Source organism: Rhodanobacter sp. OK091, from assembly GCF_900142825.1.
In the GTDB taxonomy this organism is placed as follows: domain Bacteria; phylum Pseudomonadota; class Gammaproteobacteria; order Xanthomonadales; family Rhodanobacteraceae; genus Rhodanobacter.
Genome location: NZ_FRCH01000001.1, coordinates 204,945 through 223,680, shown reverse-complemented (window position 1 = coordinate 223,680; position 18,736 = coordinate 204,945). Strand labels below are relative to the sequence as shown.

The 18,736-nt window shown below is 65.4% G+C and carries 15 protein-coding genes; 9 read left to right on the top strand and 6 right to left on the bottom strand.

What is annotated here, in order from left to right; genetic code table 11:
• Positions 1-123: 123 nt before the first annotated feature.
• From BUA26_RS01120 to lpxK, 5 genes are all read left to right on the top strand, one after another.
• Entirely contained in the window at positions 124-2,418 is a 2,295-nt protein-coding gene (locus BUA26_RS01120; RefSeq protein ID WP_072759914.1) for a DNA internalization-related competence protein ComEC/Rec2, read from the top strand.
• Between the two features lie 87 nt (positions 2,419-2,505).
• Positions 2,506-3,171 carry a MotA/TolQ/ExbB proton channel family protein gene (locus tag BUA26_RS01115; protein WP_255368111.1) on the top strand — a complete coding sequence of 222 codons (666 nt, stop codon included), beginning with the start codon at positions 2,506-2,508 and terminating at the stop codon, positions 3,169-3,171.
• A 10-nt stretch (positions 3,172-3,181) separates the two neighbouring features.
• Positions 3,182-3,613, top strand: coding sequence for an ExbD/TolR family protein (locus BUA26_RS01110; protein WP_072757135.1), 432 nt, complete (start codon positions 3,182-3,184; stop codon positions 3,611-3,613).
• Positions 3,610-5,400 (top strand): lipid A export permease/ATP-binding protein MsbA, encoded by a 1,791-nt coding sequence (msbA, locus tag BUA26_RS01105; RefSeq protein ID WP_072757134.1) that lies wholly within the window; start codon positions 3,610-3,612, stop codon positions 5,398-5,400. Before BUA26_RS01110 ends, msbA begins: the two co-directional genes overlap by 4 nt.
• 9 nt (positions 5,401-5,409) lie before the next feature.
• Positions 5,410-6,411 carry a tetraacyldisaccharide 4'-kinase gene (gene lpxK, locus BUA26_RS01100; protein WP_072757132.1) on the top strand — a complete coding sequence of 334 codons (1,002 nt, stop codon included), beginning with the start codon at positions 5,410-5,412 and terminating at the stop codon, positions 6,409-6,411.
• Here lpxK and hutI read toward each other — a convergent pair.
• The 3 genes from hutI to BUA26_RS01085 all read right to left on the bottom strand — a co-directional run bounded on the left by hutI (position 6,348) and on the right by BUA26_RS01085 (position 10,853).
• Entirely contained in the window at positions 6,348-7,610 is a 1,263-nt protein-coding gene (gene hutI, locus BUA26_RS01095; RefSeq protein ID WP_072757130.1) for an imidazolonepropionase, read from the bottom strand. The two genes, lpxK and hutI, sit on opposite strands and share 64 nt — an antisense overlap.
• 25 nt (positions 7,611-7,635) lie before the next feature.
• Positions 7,636-9,114, bottom strand: a complete 1,479-nt coding sequence (locus BUA26_RS01090) for a chloride channel protein (RefSeq protein WP_072757128.1) — start codon at positions 9,112-9,114, stop codon at positions 7,636-7,638.
• Between the two features lie 179 nt (positions 9,115-9,293).
• A complete protein-coding gene (locus tag BUA26_RS01085) occupies positions 9,294-10,853 on the bottom strand; it encodes a bifunctional GNAT family N-acetyltransferase/carbon-nitrogen hydrolase family protein (protein ID WP_072759911.1) in 1,560 nt (519 codons plus the stop codon).
• A 90-nt stretch (positions 10,854-10,943) separates the two neighbouring features.
• On the opposite strand from BUA26_RS01085, the gene BUA26_RS01080 reads away from it, so the two are divergent.
• Positions 10,944-12,314 carry a formimidoylglutamate deiminase gene (locus BUA26_RS01080; RefSeq protein ID WP_072757126.1) on the top strand — a complete coding sequence of 457 codons (1,371 nt, stop codon included), beginning with the start codon at positions 10,944-10,946 and terminating at the stop codon, positions 12,312-12,314.
• Between the two features lie 109 nt (positions 12,315-12,423).
• Positions 12,424-12,591, top strand: coding sequence for a YXWGXW repeat-containing protein (locus BUA26_RS01075; protein WP_178368512.1), 168 nt, complete (start codon positions 12,424-12,426; stop codon positions 12,589-12,591).
• Positions 12,592-12,752: 161 nt separating this feature from the next.
• Here BUA26_RS01075 and BUA26_RS01070 read toward each other — a convergent pair whose 3' ends face one another.
• Positions 12,753-13,259 carry a Spy/CpxP family protein refolding chaperone gene (locus BUA26_RS01070; protein WP_072757122.1) on the bottom strand — a complete coding sequence of 169 codons (507 nt, stop codon included), beginning with the start codon at positions 13,257-13,259 and terminating at the stop codon, positions 12,753-12,755.
• 440 nt (positions 13,260-13,699) lie between these two features.
• Between BUA26_RS01070 and BUA26_RS01065 the strand changes: the two genes are divergently transcribed.
• Positions 13,700-14,386 (top strand): response regulator, encoded by a 687-nt coding sequence (locus tag BUA26_RS01065; RefSeq protein ID WP_072759909.1) that lies wholly within the window; start codon positions 13,700-13,702, stop codon positions 14,384-14,386.
• A complete protein-coding gene (locus BUA26_RS01060; RefSeq protein WP_072757120.1) occupies positions 14,383-15,759 on the top strand; it encodes a HAMP domain-containing sensor histidine kinase in 1,377 nt (458 codons plus the stop codon). The genes BUA26_RS01065 and BUA26_RS01060 overlap by 4 nt, the downstream gene beginning before the upstream one ends.
• Before the next feature lie 45 nt (positions 15,760-15,804).
• Here the strand turns inward: BUA26_RS01060 and BUA26_RS01055 are convergent, their stop codons facing one another.
• Together BUA26_RS01055 and BUA26_RS01050 are read right to left on the bottom strand one after the other, a co-directional pair.
• Complete coding sequence (locus tag BUA26_RS01055) at positions 15,805-17,607, bottom strand: sensor domain-containing diguanylate cyclase (protein WP_072757118.1); 1,803 nt, start codon at positions 17,605-17,607, stop codon at positions 15,805-15,807.
• Between the two features lie 192 nt (positions 17,608-17,799).
• Complete coding sequence (locus tag BUA26_RS01050) at positions 17,800-18,735, bottom strand: LysR family transcriptional regulator (protein WP_072757116.1); 936 nt, start codon at positions 18,733-18,735, stop codon at positions 17,800-17,802.
• Between the last annotated feature and the right edge of the window lies 1 nt (position 18,736).

Here is an 18,736-nt window from a genome sequence, read left to right as displayed (position 1 = left end):
ATCTAGGGGTAAGTGCACCGGCGCGCACCTACACGTTTTTCATCCACGCCACCGTACTCGCCGCGTTAGGCTCGACTTCTTCCAGGACGGAGCAGGGCGTGCGGCGTGGAGCGAGTGACGATCATGCCCGCGGCAATCACGACAGCGTTGGCTTTGCTGATCGGTGTATTGCTGGTGCAGTGGTTGCCACAGCTACCTCCACATTGGTGTCTCGCTCTGCTGTTGTCCGCCGCATGGCTGCTGGCATGGCGATGGCCACCTTGGCGCTGGCTGGCGTGTCTGCTGTTCGGCATCGTCTGGGCGGCGTGGCACGGCGCTGCGGCGATGGAAGCGCGGTTGCCGCATGCGCTGGAAGGCCACGACGTCGCGGTGATCGGCCGCGTCATCGACCTGCCGCAAGCCGGCAGCGACGCCAGCCGTTTCACGTTTCGGGTGGAACAGGCCACGCTGGATGGCCATCCGGTCGCGTTGCATGGCCGGGTGACGGTGTCCTGGTACGACGATGCGCCAGTGCTGCAGCCGTGTACCCGCTGGCAGCTGTTGCTGCGGCTGAAGCGGCCGCGCGGCCTGCTCAATCCGGGTGTGGCCGACAGCGAGCGCTCGGCGCTGGAGCGCGGCATCGTGGCTACCGGCTATGTGCGCGATGACCCCGGCAATACCCGGTTGGCTGGCCCGCGCTGGTGCGTCGATGGCGTGCGAGACGCCGTCACCCGCGGCATAGCGACACGCGTGAATGATCCGCATGACGCAGCGTTGTTGCAGGCGTTTTCGGTCGGCGACACGCGCGGACTGGCGCCGCAGGATTGGGAGGTGGCGCGTGCGAACGGCGTGTCGCATCTGATCGCGATTTCCGGTTTTCATGTGGGCGTGGCAGCGGTGTTCGGAGTCTGGCTGACGCTGCTGGCTTATGCGTTGTGGCCGCAGCTGGGTTTGCGGCTGCCGCGACCGCAGGCGCAGGCGGCGACTGCATTGCTGGTCGCGGGTTTCTACAGTGCGCTGGCCGGCTTCGGCCTGCCCACGGTGCGCACGCTGCTGATGATCGCGGTAGTGGCGCTGGCGCGCTGCGGTCGGCGCGGCAGCAGCGGGGCGCCATCGCTGGCGTTGGCGCTGATCGCGATCCTGCTGTTCGACCCGTTGGCGGTGCTGGCGGCCGGCTTCTGGCTGTCGTTCGTCGGGGTGTTGTTCCTGATGCTGTGCCTGCAGGCGCAAGGGCGCGGCTGGCGTGCATTCCTGCGTGAGCTGTCGGTGGGGCAACTGATCATGACGGTGGCGCTGCTGCCGCTGACCTTGTGGTTTTTCGGTCAGGCCTCGCTGGTGGGTGCATTGTCCAACCTGATCGCGGTGCCACTGGTCAGCTTCCTGATCGTGCCGTGCGCACTGTTCGGCATGCTGCTGCTGGGGTTGTGCCCGCCGCTGGCGACTCCGGTGTTGTGGCTGGCCGCGCAGCTGGCGCATGCGCAATGGTGGCTGCTGGTGCGGATGTCGACCTGGCCCGGCGCGCACTGGTACCTGCCGACGGTGCAGCCGTATGCGTTGCTGCTGGCCTTGCCTGGCGCGCTGTGGCTGTTCCTGCCGCGTGGCATGCCGTTGCGCTGGCTGGGTTTGTTGCTGTTCCTGCCGTTGTTGTGGCCGCCGCGCCAGGTGCCGGCCGAAGGCGCTTTCCAGGCATGGGTGCTGGACGTGGGGCAGGGCTTGTCGGTGCTGCTGCGCACCCGCGACCATGCGCTGCTGTACGACACCGGCGCCCGCTATCCGTCGGGTTTTGATCTGGGCGAGGCGGTAGCGCTGCCGTCGATCCATGCCCTGGGCATCCGCCGGCTCGATATGCTGATCATCAGCCACAGCGACAACGATCATGCCGGTGGCACGGAGGCGGTGGCGGCGGCTTTCCCGCAGGCGCTGCGCTATACGGGCGAACCTGCACGAATGCCGTTGCCGATGCGCCAGTGCGCGGCCGGACAATCGTGGCAGTGGAACGGTGTGCGCTTTCGCATGCTGAGCCCGGCGCCCGGCGAAAGCCATCGGGACAACGACAGCTCCTGCGTGCTGCTGGTCGAGGGCCGCGGCGGGCGTCTTCTGCTGACCGGCGACATCACCTCGAAAGTGGAGCCGCAAGTGGCCGCCGCGCTCGACGCGGGGCCGGCGCCGGTGTTGCTGGTGCCGCATCACGGCGGCAAGACCTCGTCCAGCGCGGCCTTCATCAAGGCATTGCAACCGCCGCTGGCACTGGTGTCTGCGGGATGGCACAACCGCTTCGGGCACCCCAGGCCGGAGGTGCTGGCGCGCTACGCCGAGGCCCATGTGCCGCTGTTCAATACGGCCGAGCAGGGCGCGATCCCGCTGGATTTCCCTGTGGATGCCGCGCCACGGCGGGAGCCGGGCTGGCGCCAGCGGCAGACGCGCTACTGGCGCGAGTGACATGAGGAATGCCACGCCTGCCGCAGTACGGCGGAGCGAGACTGCTATCATGCGCGCTTCTTGTCAGGCAGTGCGGTGGGTCGAAAAGTGCTGGAAATTCTGATGGCTGGCGGCTGGGCGATGGTGCCTATCCTGATCTGTTCGGCGATTGCCCTGGCGATCGTGCTGGAGCGTTGCTGGACCCTGCGCCGCAAGTCGGTGTTGCCGCCGGGTCTGGGTGACGAGGTGCGCCAATGGGCGCGGTCCGGCCAGCTCGACCCCAGCCATCTCGACACACTGTCGAACGGTTCGCCACTGGGCGAATTGCTGGCCGCCGCTCTGGCCGTGCGCAACCAGCCGCGCGACCTGATCAAGGAGCGTATCGAGGACACCGGCCGGCACGTCATTCACCGGATGGAGCGCTACCTCAACACGCTGGGCACGATCGCGCTGATCGGTCCGTTGCTGGGCCTGTTCGGTACCGTGATCGGCCTGATCCGCATGTTCATGGAAGTGATGGCCGGCGGCATCGGCGACCCGGCCAAGATGGCCGGCGGCATCGGCGAGGCGCTGATCTGCACCGCGTCGGGTCTGACCGTGGCGATTCCGGCGTATGTGCTGCACCGTTATTTCCGTTCGCGCGTGGCCGGCTATTGCGTGGAGATGGAAAAGCAGGCCACTGCCTTGCTCGACGATCTGACCCTGGCGCCCGCCGTGGCGTCACCGGTGCGGCCGCGGCGCATGCCGACGTCCGCCACGCCGGATCCAGGCTGAGCGCGCACCGATGCGTATCGGCAACGACCGCCGCCAGGACGATTTCGAGATCAACGTGATTCCGTTGATCGACGTGCTGCTGACCCTGCTGATGTTCTTCGTGCTGACCAGCACGTTCGTGCAGCATTCGCGCCTGCAGGTGACCCTGCCGCAGGCGAGCGCGCAAGACCGCGACATGAACGCCCCGGCGCTGACCATCATGATCGACCGCGATGGTCACTTCTATGTGGGCAGCGACGAAGTGCTGGGCGAGGGCATCGAGCCGCTCAAGCAGACCATCGCGCGCAATGCCGGCGACGACCGCGAGCGGCAGGTGACGATCCGCGCCGATGCGATGACGCCGCACCAGGACGTGGTCACCGCGATGGACGCACTGGGCCAGCTCGGCTTCACCAAGCTCTCGATCGCCACGACACCGAGCAAGCCGGGCGCAGCGCAGTGAGCGACGCGAGCAAGAGGGTCACGATCTGGGATGCGGAATCCTGGCGGATCTACAAGCGCCTGCTCGGCTATACCTGGCGCTACTGGGTGGTGGGCTTGATCTCGCTGTTCGGCATGTTGGCGGATGGCGCCGGTCAGGCGATTTTCACGAACCTGTTGAAGCTCATCACCGACGACTTGTTCGCTAAGAAGGATGCTTACCTGATTTTCTGGATGCCGATCTGGATCATCAGCATCTTTTTCGTGCGCTCTGTCGGCACCTTCGTCAGCAATTACGGCATCTCCTATATGGGGCGGCACGTGGTGCAGGCGATCCAGCAAGATGTCTTCGATGCCTATCTGCGGCTGCCGGCCGCGTTCTTCGGTGCCGAGCCGTCGGGGCAGCAGATTTCCCGCATTACCTACACCAGCGAGCAGGTGGCCGCGGCAGCGACTGACTCGATAAAAACGGTGGTGACCGACGGATTCACCGTCATGGCCATGCTGGCGGTGATGCTATACAACAGTGTTTATCTCACCTCGGCGCTGCTGGTCATGGTGCCTGCGATCGCATTGATCGCCGCCATGGTGAGTCGGCGCTACCGGCGGATCAGCCGGCGCATTCAGGGATCGATGGGTTCGGTCACCGGCACGGTTGAAGAATCGGTCGGTGCGCATCGCGAGGTGCGCATCTATGGCGGTCAGACGCACGAGAGCAGCCGCTTCGGCGAGGTTACCCGGCGCACCCGCGGGCTGAACCTGAAGATCGCGGCGACCAATGCCACGTCCAGCTCCACCATCCAGCTGGTGGCAGCCTGCGCGCTGGCCGCGCTGGTGTTCCTGGGTACGCGGCCACAAGTTCTGAAAGACATGTCGCCGGGTGTATTCCTGGCTGTGCTGACCGCGATGGGCATGATGCTGCCCGCGCTGCGTCGGCTCGCCAATGTGCAGGCGAATATGCAGCGCGGCCTGTCCGCGGCCGAGGATCTGTTCGAGATCATCGACCTTCCGCCCGAGCCGGATCACGGCACGCTGGTGCTGGATCGCACGCGCGGAGAGTTGTCGATGCACGGCATCCGGCTGGTCTATCCACGCAGCGAGGCCGAAGCCTTGCGCGGCGTTGACCTGCATTGCGCGCCGGGCACGGTGACCGCCCTGGTCGGCCGCTCCGGCAGCGGCAAGAGCAGCCTGGTCAGCCTGTTGCCGCGCTTCTACGCACCCAGCGACGGGCAGATCATGCTGGACGGCCAGAATTACGAGGCTTACACATTGGCCTCGCTGCGCAAGCAGATCGGCTGGGTGGGGCAAAGCGTGGTGCTGTTCGACGGTAGCGTGGCCGACAATATCGCCTACGGCGAACTGGCCGGCGCCAGCGAAGCGGACATCATCGCCGCCGCCGAGGCGGCCAACGCGATGGAATTCATCGCGCGCATGCCGCAAGGGATACACACCCAGATCGGGCAGGCCGGCAATACGTTGTCCGGCGGTCAGCGCCAACGCATCGCGATCGCTCGCGCGATCCTCAAAAATGCGCCGATCCTGGTGCTGGACGAGGCCACCAGCGCGCTGGATACCGAATCCGAGCGATTGATCCAGCAGGCGCTGCAACGCCTGATGAAGGACCGCACCACGCTGGTTATCGCGCATCGCCTGTCCACCATCGAAGGCGCGCAGCAGATCGCCGTGATGGATCAGGGCCGTATCGTCGAACGCGGCACGCATGCTGAACTGCTGGCGCTGGGCGGCCACTATGCCGCTCTGCATCGCATGCAGTTCCACGATTACCCCGATCAGCGCTCCGGCGACTGAGGGTCACCCATGGCGCTGATCGATACGCTCGAATCAGCCTGGTACGCCGATGGCCGCGCGCCATGGTGGACGCAGCCGCTGGCGGCGCTGTACGGCGCCGCGATCGGTCTGCGCGGCAAGCTTTATCGGGTGGGTGTCTTGCGCAGTGTGCGCTTGCCGGCGCCGGTCATCGTGATCGGCAACCTCAGCGTAGGCGGTACCGGCAAGACGCCATTGACGATCGCCGTGGCCGCTGCCTTGCGCGCGCGCGGCTATCGCCCCGGCGTGGTCAGTCGCGGCTACGGCGGCAGTCAGCGCGAGCCGCTGCTGCTCGGCGATGCGCCGGACCCGGCGCAGGTTGGCGACGAGCCCTGTCTGATCCACGCCAGCGGCGTGCCGGTGGCGGTAGGGCGAGATCGCCCCGCCGCGGCGCGATTGCTGCTCGACGCCGGTTGCAATGTGCTGGTCGCCGACGACGGACTGCAGCATTACCGGCTGGCGCGCGACGTGGAAATCTGCGTGATCGACGGCGTGCGCCGCTTCGGCAATGGCCGGCTGCTGCCGGCCGGCCCGTTGCGCGAGCCGCCGAGCCGGCTGCGGCAGATGGATCTGCGCGTCTGCAACGGCGGCATCGCCGAAGACGGCGAGTACCTGATGCAATTGCGCGGCGGCGATGTCATCGCGCTGAATGACGGGCGAGCCCAACCGTTGGCCAGCTTCCGTGGTCAACGTGTGCACGCGGTAGCTGCGATCGGCAATCCGCAGCGATTCTTCGACAGTCTGCGCGCGGCTGGTATCGCGCCGATCGAGCACTCTTTTGCGGACCATCACGATTTTGCGGCGGCGGATCTGGATTTCGCGGATGGCCTGCCGGTGCTGATGACCGACAAGGACGCCGTCAAATGCCGGCGTTTCACCCAGTCGCACTGGTGGCGGGTGCCGGTGCAGGCGGATCTGCCACAGGCATTTTACGAAGCGCTGGATGTGCGCCTGGAAGGCTTGCGCCGCGAGACGGCTTCGCCGGCCACATAGATCTTGCGGGCCAGGCTGCCGCCTATCCAATAACACAGGTCGGCCGGTCGGCGCGCGTCCCATACCACCAGATCAGCGCGCTGGCCCACAGCGAGGGTGCCTCGATCGGTCAGGCCCAGCGCACGGGCGGCGTTGACGGTCACTCCCAGCAGTGCCTCTTCGGGCGTCAGCCGGAACAACGTGCAGGCCATGCCGGCTGCCAGCCGCAGCGACAGCAGCGGCGAGGTGCCGGGGTTGCAGTCGGTGGCGATCGCGATCGGCACGGCATGTTCGCGCAGCATGGCGACCGGCGGCAGTTTCGTTTCGCGCAGCGCGTAGAACGCGCCGGGCAGCAGCACGGCGACAGTGCCGGCACCGGCCATCGCGTGGATGCCCGATTCGCTGAGGTATTCCAGGTGATCGGCGGACAGGCCGCCGTATTCGGCGACCAGCGCGGCACCATCCTGATCGGACAATTGCTCCGCATGCAGCTTTACCGGCAAGCCGAGCTGTCTTGCGCGCTCGAATACACGACGGGTTTCGTCGCGGGTGAAACCGATGTTTTCGCAGAACGCGTCGACCGCGTCGACCAGGCCTTCGGCCGCGAGCGCGGGCAGCATCTCGTCGCAGACCAGCGCCACATAGTCGGCGCGCCTGTCGCGATATTCCGGCGGCAGCGCATGCAGGCCGAGAAAACTGGTGCGCACGCTGATGCCCAGCTCGCGGCCGAGGCGGCGCGCGACCCGCAGCATGCGCCGTTCGCTGTCGAGATCCAGGCCGTAACCGGATTTGATTTCGAGGCTGGTCACGCCATCGGCAAGCAGCGACCGCGCGCGCGGCAGCGATTGCGCGAACAGCTGTTCCTCGCTGGCCGCGCGGGTCGCGCTGACGCTGGAGACGATGCCGCCACCGGCGCGAGCGATCTCCTCGTAGCTGGCACCGTTGAGGCGCAAGTCGAATTCATGTGCGCGATCGCCACCGAAGACCAGGTGGGTGTGGCAGTCGATCAGTCCCGGCGTAACCAGCGCGCCATCGAGCGATTCGACGACGCCGGCCAGCGCATCCGGGGCATCCGGCAACGCATCCATGCCGCCGATCCAGGCGATGCGGCCGTGATGCAGCGCGATGGCGCCATGCACGATCAGCCCATACGGCGTGCCGCCGACAAACGTCGCCAGCGTGGCATTCAACAGCAGTCGATCCCAGCGTGGTTCACTCATGGCTGCGCTGACTCCGTGACGGTGTTCATGGCGGATGGGGTGGATCGGTATCGGCTGGCGTGGCGGGTTCGTCGAATGCGCTGGTGCGGCTGCCAGGCAACGAGAGCTCATCCTGATCGGTCGACTCATCGGCCGGGGCGTCCGCACGAGTGCGGCTGGCCTGCTGACGTTCGAAGTCCTGCACCATGCGCTCGGCGAAATCCTTGTAAACCGGAGTCGGGCAGAACAGCGACGCCGCGGCGCGGGCGAGCAGGCAGGCCGCCATGATCGGAATCACCATGGCCTGATTATCGGTCAGCTCCATCGCGATCACCGCCGAAGTCAGTGGCGCACCGGTCACGCCGGCCAGGTACGCGCTCATGCCCAGCAGCACCACGGATGCGGTGGGCGCGCCCGGCAGGAAGTGCGCGATGTTCTGGCCCAGGCCGGCACCGACCGCGAGTGCCGGCGAGAAGATGCCACCCGGAATGCCGGCCCAGTACGACACCACGTTGGCCAGCAGTTTTTCGACGCCGAAACCCTCGCCCGGCATGCCAGCCGCGTTCTGCACGATGGCGCGGGCCTGGTCGTAACCGGTGCCGTAAACGCTGTTGTGCGAACACAGGCCGAGCAGCGCTAGCGCCAGGCCGCAGCCCATGGCGAACAGCACCGGGGCGTGCGCGCGCAGGCGACCGATATAGGCCAGCGGTCCGTGCCGGCCGAGCAGGATCAGCCGCGCGAACAGGCCGCCGAGCAATCCGCAGATGATGCCGGTCAGCAACACCGCCAGCCACGCATGCCCCAGCGGCAGGCTGGCTTGTACCTGGCCGAAGTACGAGTAATTGCCCATGATGCCGAGCGAAACCACGCCGCCGATGAATACCGCGGTCAATAGCAGGCCGCTGAAGCGGTGCTCGAAGGTGCCGGCCAGTTCCTCGATCGCGAATATGACGCCGGCCAGTGGCGTGTTGAACGCCGCGGCGATGCCGGCGGCGCCGCCCGCGAGGATGAAGCGCGAGGCGGCCTTGGGGTCGTCGAAGCCGAAACGTTTGCCGATCGAGTAGAACAGTGCGGCGCCGACGTGCACAGTCGGCCCTTCGCGTCCGATCGACGCGCCGACAGCGAGGGCGATCAAGGTCAAGGCCATCTTGCCCGCGGCGATCGGCAGCGACAGCATGCGTGCGCGAAAACCCGCGTCCTCGATATGCAACGTACCGATCACCTGCGGAATGCCGCTGCCACGTGTGGCGCGCAAACGCCCCTCGGTGATCCAGGCGAGCAGGCCGAACACGATCGGGGTGAGGATCAACGGTATCCAGCTGCCGTGTCCGAGGATGCGCAGGAACAGCTGATACGACCACACGCTGGCCTTGGCAAACAGGATCGCCGCCAGCGCCACCAGCACGGCGCCGACCCACAGTACCAGTCGGCGTTTCCAGTGATGCGGGGCGAAGAATTCATGGCCGAGCATCGCCTGCAGGCGCGGGTTCGGTGATTTCGATGCAGGCTCGGCCGATTCGGACATGGCGCGATTATCGCAGACGTCACCGCCACAAATGTGGGAACGGAGACCTCATTGCGGGAGCGACGCTGTGGGAGCGACTTCAGTCGCGATGCTCTTATGTGGTTCCAGCTAGGAGCATCGCGACTGAAGTCGCTCCCACATGGTGACATGCATCCACACGCAAGCCGCTCTCCGCGGATTCAGCGCGGCCGCCAGCGCGTCTCATACAGGTCGAAGCGCCTGTCCTTCAGGTTCTGCACGGCGCCGGCGTTGCGGGCGCGGGCGAGGGTCTCCAGCCGCAGGTCGGCAAACAGCACGGTCTCGATGTTCGGCGTGGAGTCGGCGGCGATGCCATCGCGGGCGAAGCCGAAATCGCTGGGGGTGAGTATGCAGCTCTGGCCGTACTGGATGTCGAAATTGTTGACGCCGGGCAGGTTGCCGACATTGCCGGACATCGCCACGTAGCACTGGTTCTCTATCGCGCGCGCCTGCGCGCAGTAGCGCACGCGCAGGTAGCCCTCGCGCACGTCGGTGCAGAACGGCACGAACAGGATCAGCGCACCCTGGTCGGTGAGGTGGCGCGCCACTTCGGGAAATTCCGCGTCGTAGCAGATCATCACGCCGATCGGGCCGCAATCGGTGAGCACGGTCGCGGCGCTGTCGCCGCCGGTGATGTTCCACACATTGCGCTCGCTAGGCGTGGGGTGCAGCTTCTCGCGCTCGTGGATCGAGCCGTCGCGCAGGCACACATAGCAGACGTTGTGGATGTCGCCGTTGGCCTGCTCGGTGGGATGCGTGCCGGCGATGATGTTGATGTTGTAGTGCACCGCCAGCCGGCTGAACAGCTCCTTGACCTGCGGTGTGTAGTGGCTCAGTTTGCGGATCGACTCCACCGGCGACAGTTCGGTGTTCTCGATCGACAGCAGCTGCAGCGTGATCAGTTCGGGGAAGGTGACGAAGTCCGCGCTGTAGTCGGCGGCAATGTCGGTGAAATATTCGACCTGGGTGGCGAATTCGTCGAACGAAGTGATTCGCCGTTGCTGGTATTGCACCGAAGCCACTCGCACCGAATCGGGCAGCAGCCGTGCCGAGGTGATCGGCGGCATGTCCGGCTGATCTAGCAGTTGCGGATTGCGCCAGACCAGATGAGCTGCGTAACCCAGCGATTCGTGATCGGTCGGCACGTAGGCGCGCAGCAAGCCGATCACCTCGAAGTCGTTCGACAGCTGGAAGCTCAGCGTGAGGTCGCGCCGCTTGCCTTCCACCACCGCTTGTACATACGCCTCGGCGGTGCCGTAACGCCCCAGGTTCTTCGCCAGGCCCGGGATGCGGCCGCCGAACACGATGCCGCGCAGCTTGAGTTCCATGCACAGCCGCTTGCGCGCCTGGTACAGCCGCTGGCCGATGCGCATGCCGCGGTAGTCGGGGTGCACCACCACTTCCATGCCGTACAGCCAGTTGCCGTCCGGTTTGTGGCGCGAGCCCATGCCGCCGCCGGTGATCTGCATCCAGGTATGCGGCGCCAGCGCGGTGGCTTCGTCGATACGGAAGGTGGCGCAGTAGCCGACAATTTTGCCTTCGTACTCGACCACGAACTGGCCTTCGGGAAAATGCGTCTGCTGGGAACGCAGCATCTCCGCCGAGTGGCCCCATTCGGGCGTGTAGATCCGCGAGGTGAGCTCGACCAGTTGCGGCACGTCATCGAGGACGGCCTGCCGAAGCAGCAGTTTCGGCGCGTTTTCGTGAGGTTTCTTGGCCATCGCGCGATTATGCATAGGCCACCGAAGCTTCAGGTGAAGGCGCTTTCATCCACCGGTTACACTGCACGTATCGTTGTCCGGAGACGCACCATGAGCAACAGCGCCGCCATTCGCCGCCTCAGGGCTGATCAACTATGGTGTGCCGAGGGCTGGCAAGCCGACGCGACTTTCGACGTCACGGCGAGCGGTCGGTTGCTGGACGCGACAGGCGGCGCCGGAGAGTCGATCGGCCGCTGGGTGCTGCCGGGTATGCCGAACCTGCATTCACATGCATTTCAGCGTGCGATGGCCGGGCTGGCCGAGCGCAAGGGGCGTAGCGACGACAGCTTCTGGAGCTGGCGCGAGACGATGTACGCGTTCGCCGCCGCGATCGGTCCGGATGAACTCAAGGCGATCGCCACCCAGCTCTACGTCGAGATGCTCAAGGCCGGCTACACCCAGGTTTGCGAGTTCCATTACCTGCATCACCAGCCGGATGGCACGCCGTACGCGCAGCCCGAGGCGATGTCGCTGGCGTTGATCGAGGCCGCGCGCGAAGCCGGCATCGCGCTGACCCTGCTGCCGGTGCTGTACATCAGCGGCGGCTTCGATGGCCGCGCGCTCACCGCGCGGCAACGCCGTTTCGGGCACGACGTGGACGGTTATCTGCGCCGGCTCGAAACATTGCGTCAACACGAGAGCGACCATCTGCGTGTGGGCATCGCACTGCATTCGCTGCGCGCCGTGCCGGAGGCGGCGATGCGTGAAGTGCTCGCCAGCGACATCGCGAAAGCCTGCCCGATCCACATCCATATCGCCGAGCAGGTCGGCGAAGTGCAGGACTGCCTCGCCACGCGCGGCGCCCGCCCGGTGGAGTGGTTGTTCGAACATGCCGACGTGGATGCGCGCTGGTGCCTGGTGCACGCGACTCATCTCACCGAAGCGGAAGCCTTGCAGCTCGCGCGCAGCGGCGCCGTGGCCGGGCTGTGTCCCACGACCGAGGCGAATCTCGGCGATGGCCTGTTTCCGTTGGCCGACTACCAGGACGCCGGAGGCACGCTCGGCATCGGTTCGGACTCGCATATCTCGGTCTCGCCGGTGGAGGAGCTGCGCTGGCTGGAATACGGCCAGCGCCTGACCAGCGGCCATCGCAATATCGCGGCGCGTGCGCAGGGCGTCAGCGTGGGCGAGACGTTATGGCGTGCCGCATTGCATGGCGGCGCGCAGGCTTCGGGCCTGCCTGTCGGCGGACTGCACAGCGGCATGCGCGCCGACCTGATCGTGCTGGACGAAAATTCGCCGTTGCTGGCAGCGCGGGATGCCCGCTCCATGCTGGACAGCTTCCTGTTTGCCGGCAATACGCCGCTGGTGCGCGACGTGATGTGCGGCGGCGAGTGGGTGGTGCGCGATTTCCGGCACCGCGACGAGATGCGCATCGCCGCGGCTTATCGGGCCACCGTGGACGCGCTGGCAGCACGCTGACATCGCGTTGCCGAAAAACATGAACGCCAGCCATCGTGGCTGGCGGCTGCGGTCATCGGCACAACCGGCATCGACGTTCTTCACGGCACATCTCTCGAAGGAGTGCCCCATGCGTCGATTCATGTCCGCTTGTCTCATCGCCGCCGCCGTGATCGGCGGCAGCCTCGCCATGACCGGCTGCGTGGTGGTGGCGCCGCGCGGTGGTTATCACGCCGGTGTCTGGGTGCCCGGGTATTGGGCATCGGGGCATGTCTGGGTGGGTGGCCACTGGCGCTGATCGGCTAAAGGCTTCCCGATGCTGGCGCAGCGTACCCGTCATCCCAGCGCAAGCTGGGACCCAGCGCCTTTAGCTTTTCAAAAGCTTGAAAGTCGCTGGGTTCCTGCTTGCGCAGGAATGACGAGCTAGGACGGGTTTTTCGATGCTCCTTTATGAATCGGCTACTGCGCTGCCGGCGTTGTCGATGACGTTGCCGGATGCTCCGCCTTGAACTGCTGCCACTGCTGTCGGCGTGCCTGCTTCTCCTGCTTGATCGACGCCCACTGCGCCTTCTGCGCCGGCGTCAGCAAGGCATAGATCTGCGCACGCACGGTGGCCTTCTGCTGCACGCGCACGCGCGTGGCGTCGGCTTCGGCCTGGGCCAGGCTGGCTGCTGCCGCCTGGTAGCCCACCTGATCCGGCGTCATCGATTCGAACGCGCTGCGCTGCTGGCGCAGTGCCTGCCACTGGGTCTTGTTCTGCGCGAAGCTGCTCTGCACGATCTGCTTGATGCTGGTGCGCTGCGCATCGGTGAGGTTGAGCTTCTCGAAGCCCATGCCGTGACCGTGCTGGTGTGAAAACCGGCCCTGATGCATGCCGTCGGCCTGGCCTGAAGGAGCCGCCAAGGCGAGCGTGGTGAGAGCCATGGCCGAGCTCAGGATCAGGCCTAGGGTGATGTTCTTGCGCATGGATGGAACCTCTGTCGTTGGGGTGGGGGACAAGGGACGCCCCGATCGATTCAACGCAGGCGTCACCGGTTCTGTCTGCCCGCAGATCAAGGTGCGCCGACGAAGGCAGGCTGGCCGCCTGTCGAGGAGGTGCGCCGCGGAGATGTGGGCAGACAGAACCGGCCCCAGCTGATTGAAAACCAATGACGGGGTGATGTGCAGAAGGCCCGCAGGCGGCAGCGCGCGGCTTGCCAAGGCAGCCAGCCTTGGCTGCGCCACGCACCACCACCTGCGAACCTTCTGCATATCATGCCGCCTGTGTTGAATCGATCGGGACGTCCCTCGCAACCTATTTGACGACAATGCGATGTGTATGTTCTTTGCCGGAAGGTAAAGATGCGTAAAGCTCATGGAGTTCGTTCCGCCGCACCGCTTGAATGGAAGCCATGCAACCAGCCGCCATGCCCCGTATCCTGATCGTCGATGACGACCGCGCGTTGTGCCGGCTGCTGGCTGAGTACCTGCAGCGCGAAGGTTTCGTGGTCGATCTCGCGCACGACGGCGAGACGGCACTGACGCAGCTGCGCAACCCGGCCTTGCGTCCCGACCTGTTGATTCTCGACGTGATGATGCCTGGACGCGACGGCCTGGACACGCTGCGCGAACTGCGCATGCAGCACCGCCTGCCGGTGATCATGCTGTCCGCGAAAGGCGAGCCGGTGGATCGGGTGATCGGCCTGGAGCTGGGCGCCGACGATTACCTGTCCAAGCCGTGTCTGCCGCGCGAGTTGCTGGCGCGGGTACGCGCGCAACTGCGGCGCAATACGCCGGCCACTGCCGCCAACCTGCAAGTGGGTGTGTTGCGGCTGCAGCCCGGGGACCGCCGGGCTTTTATCGGAGAACAGGAACTGGTGCTGACTGGGGCCGAGTTCATGCTGCTGCTGGCCCTGGCGCAGCGTGCCGGCCAGCTGGTCGACAAGTCGTCGCTGACACGCATCGCACTGGGGCGCGAACTGGAGCGTTTCGACCGCAGCATCGACGTGCACGTGAGCCGCCTGCGTCACAAGCTGGCGGAAGCGTCGGAGCAATCTCCGCGGATCGAATCGGTACGCGGTTCCGGTTATCTGATGATTGCGGGGACGCCGTGAATCCGTTCAAGAGTTCGATCTATTGGCGCCTGCTGATCTGGTTCTGCTTGGCGAACCTGCTGGTACTGTTTCTGGGCAGCTTCCTCACGCAGCGCTTCATCGAATACACCACGGCGGTGGAGATCAACTGGACCGCGCTGGCGCAGGACGCCAACCAGAGCTACGAAAGCGGCGGTGCCCCGGCGCTCGGCAACTGGATAGTGCAGCAGCGGCATGAAGGCATCGACGCCACCTTGTACGAGAAAGGGCAGGCGCTGTCGCCGGTGTGGCTGCCGCCGTCGGTCCGGCAATCGCTGCCGGCCTGGTTCGATGCCGGACGCAACCTCCTGCTGCAGCCCCGGCCGGGCCTGTATGTTTCCGTGCAGCAGGTGGCTGGCAGCGATGGTCAGGTCCGGTATCTGGTGGCGCTGAGCCGCACGCATACGCGGCTGCGTCCGCAGACCCGCGCGAAGATCCTGCTGGGCGTGCAGCTGACGCTGTCGTTGCTGTTCATCGGACTGGTCGGCTGGTGGGTGGCGCGCAGTGTGGCCAAGCCGGTAGAGGCGCTGCGCGATGCCACGCGGCGCATGGCCGCCGGCGAGCTTTCCACGCGGGTGGGCCGGCAAGGCGGCATGGCGCGCGATGAGCTGGCCCAGCTCGCCCGGGATTTCGATGCGATGGCCGAACGCATCGAGGCGCTGGTCGCGCACGATCGCGGCGTGCTGCAGGATCTGTCGCACGAGTTGCGCTCGCCGCTGGCGCGGCTGCACCTGATACTCGACCTCGCCCAGCGCAGTCGCGATGCGGCCGAGGCCGACGCGTACTTCCATCAGGCCGAGCTGGAGATCGTGCGGCTGGATCGCATGACCGGCGAAATGCTCGCGCTGTCGCGACTGGAAGGCAGCATTCCCGGCATGAACCGCGAAAACCTGGACCTCGTCGAGCTGGTGCGCGGATGCGTGGAGCAGGCGGAGCTCGAAGCACAAGCCCGTCATGTGCAGCTGCGGCTGACGTCGCCTGGCGCGCCAGTCATCGTGTTCGGCAGCGCGTCGCTGCTGGAGCGCGCGCTGGACAATCTGATCGGCAACGCGATCAAGTTCAGCGCCGAAGGCGGCGAGGTGGAGGTGCTGGCACGGGTGGCCGATGGATACACCGGGGTTTCGATCCGCGACCGCGGTCCGGGCGTGCCCAAGGCCGAACTGGAATCGCTGTTCCGGCCGTTTTTCCGCGGCAGCAACGCCGTGCGCGCCGACGGCCATGGCTTGGGCCTGGCCATCGTGCAGCGGGTGGTGAAAATCCACGGCGGCGCGCTGCGGGCGGCAAATCGCGACGGTGGCGGACTGGACGTCGATCTGCGCCTGCCACTGGCGCCGGCCACAAAGGCGGAAATGTGATGTTGAAACGCCTTCGTATCCTTCATGCCGCCGCCAGCCTTGCAGCTATGAGCGTTTTGCCACCTCATCCTCAGCGGGTGTGATTTCGGGTCGTGCCGTTTTCCTGACTATCGCCCGCTTGGCATAAAGGCCTTTGTCCGCACGTGCAATGACGCTATCGAGCGGCTCGCCATCGGTGCTCGTCGCGGACCCCAGTGAAAGGTGGATAGATGCATTCGAGCTCCTCGTTTCCAGCGTGGTCAACAAACCAGCCAGCAATGCCGTGTCCTTCACGATAACGATAAATTCGTCTCCGCCCATGCGAACGATGATGTCGTCTTTCCCAATACACGAGTTCAGGAAACTGACCACCTCGATGAGAACCTCATCGCCACGCTGGTGACCGTGGGTGTCGTTGATCTCCTTGAAATGGTCGAGATCGATCGCGATGCATGACCATGCCCGCGCATCTCTCAACGATCGCTCGATCTTGCCGAGGTATCGCCGGTTGAATGCGCCGGTAAGCGGATCGTGTACGGACCATTCCAGCAATGTTTTCTCGTACCTGTGCTGCTCCGTGACGTCCTGGGCGTGACCAAGCACGTAAGGGTCCTCATCCTCCACGTCCAGTACGTTGTGGTACTGCCAGCACCGGGTGGTGCCATCCTTCGCGATAAGTTCCATGAGTCCGGAGTCGACGTGGCGATCCTGGATTCTTGCCAGGTACTTCTGAAAGTCGGCTTGTCGCGCCGCAGGCATCAGGGAATCCAGCGACGAACCAAGAAGCTCGGCCATGCTGTAGCCCAGGGACGTTGCAGCAGCGGGGTTCACGGACAACAGAGTCCCGCTCAGGTCATGTGTGCAGATGAGGCCAAGGCTGTATTGGAAGAGCTTCCGGAACCTTCGCTCGCTGGATTCGAGGGATGCCACGACGCGGCGACGGACGGTGACGTCCTGGAACGCTCCAATCAGGCGATACGGATGGCCATCGCGAAACTCCGTCGAGCCGACCGCACGCACCCATATGTTCCTGTCTTTGGCCGTAACGAGAGGCAGCTCGAGATCCCAGCCCTCTCCCGTGGCCATGCCCTTTTTCCAGGTAGCCCGAATGGCTTCCTGTGCTTCGGGCGAGTAGTAGTTGAGCGCCTCATCCAAGGTCGGTTTGTGACCGGCCGGCCTGTCGTGAATCCGGCATGTTTCATCGGACCAGAACAGTTCGCCCGTGGCGACGTTGAACTCCCATCCGCCCACGCCAGCCACGCGTCCCGTCCGGTCCAGAAACGCTTCGCTGTCTCTCAGTCTTTTCTCCAGCCCCGCAGAAATCTCGGATTGGCGACGAGCCTCATCGGCCTCCGTTTTCATTTGTTCATTTCTCGCAAGGAGAAGCGAGCGCTGCTCCAAAGCTTGAACCACCGCTGCTGCGAGTTTCTGAAGTACGTCGAATTGTTCGGACGAAAGTTTTCGGGGAACCCTGTCAATGACGCATAGAGAGCCGAGCGGTGTGCCATCGTCGAGGACGATGGGAGCGCCTGCGTAATACCGGATATGGGGATCGCCGGTTACCAGGGGGTTTTTGGAGAATCGTATGTCCTTGGCGGCGTCGGTAATCTCCAGGATGCCGCCATGGCTCATGGTGAGCGCGCAGAAGGCTACCTCTCTGGGCGTTTCGCTGACGCCGTCCAGGCCTACGTTTGCCTTGAACCATTGCCTCGATTCGTCGATCAAACTGACCAACGCGATCGGCGTACCCGCGACTGCCGCCGCAGCCCTCGCCAGCGAGTCGAATAGCGGCTCGGCCTCGGTATCGAGGACATGCAGATGACGAAGCCGCTCGAGCCTGCTCATCTCGCTTACTGCCGCGCTGCTCATAGGTAATACCCCTGGCAACAACCACTTCGTGAGTACACAAATGATGCTTGTCGACCCCGGCAGCCGTTATACATCGCTTGTCGGCCTTATCGGGCCTTTTTGACTCTTACGGGCCCCGCACCCCTATGCCGCTGCCGCGCCACAGATGCTTCGCATGGTGTAAAGCACGCTGACCGTGTTTCAGGGAGCCATTCAGGCCGACGGCTCCAGTCGCTCGCGCAGGAAATCGATGAACGCGCGCAGCTTGGGCGGCACCTGCAGGCGGCTCGGGTAATACAGATAGAAACCTTCGAATGGCGGCAGCCAAGAGTCCAGCACGGTCTGCAGGCGGCCGGCCGCGATGTGCTCGCGCACCATCGGTTCCAGCGCGTGTACCAGCAGCAGGCCATCCAGTGCGGCGTGGATCTGCAAGGTGGGCTCGTTGGTGATCAGCGGGCCGGTCACGTCGATCTCGAACCAGCGCCCGCGTTGTGCGCCGGCCTTGGGGGCGCCGCTTTTATGGGCAAATTCCCAGCGGTAGATCGCGCCGCTGCCGTTGTAGCGGAAGCGTGCGCAGGCATGATGCTGCAGCTCGTGCGGATGCTGCGGCCGTCCATGTTGCGCGAAGTACGCCGGCGAACCCGCCACGACCGCGCGCACCGGCCCGCCCAGCGGCACGGCGACCACGTCGCGTGCCAACCGTTCGCCGAGACGGATGCCGGCGTCGACGCCTTCGGCGACCAGGTCGGTGAGTGCGCTGTCGACCACAAGGTCCAGCGTCACATCGGGATACCTTCGCAGGAAATCCCCGGCCATCGGTGCGATCAGCTGGTCGAACAGGCTCTGCGACGAGGTGATGCGCAGCGTGCCGGCAGGGTGGTCGGCGTGCTGGCGCAATGCTTCCACCGCGCTGTCGATGTCGGCCAGCGCGGGCGCGATGCGTTCGAGGAACAGTTGCCCGGCTTCGGTCAAGCCCACCTTGCGTGTGCTCCGCTGCAGCAGGCGCACGCCCAGGCGCTGCTCCAGCTGGCGCATGGTCTGGCTCAGAGCCGAAGGCGTCACCTCCAGCACGGCTGCGGCGCGGGTGAAGCTGGCATGCCGGGCGATCATGTGGAACGCGCGCAGTGCGGCGGTGTGGTCGTCGCGCATT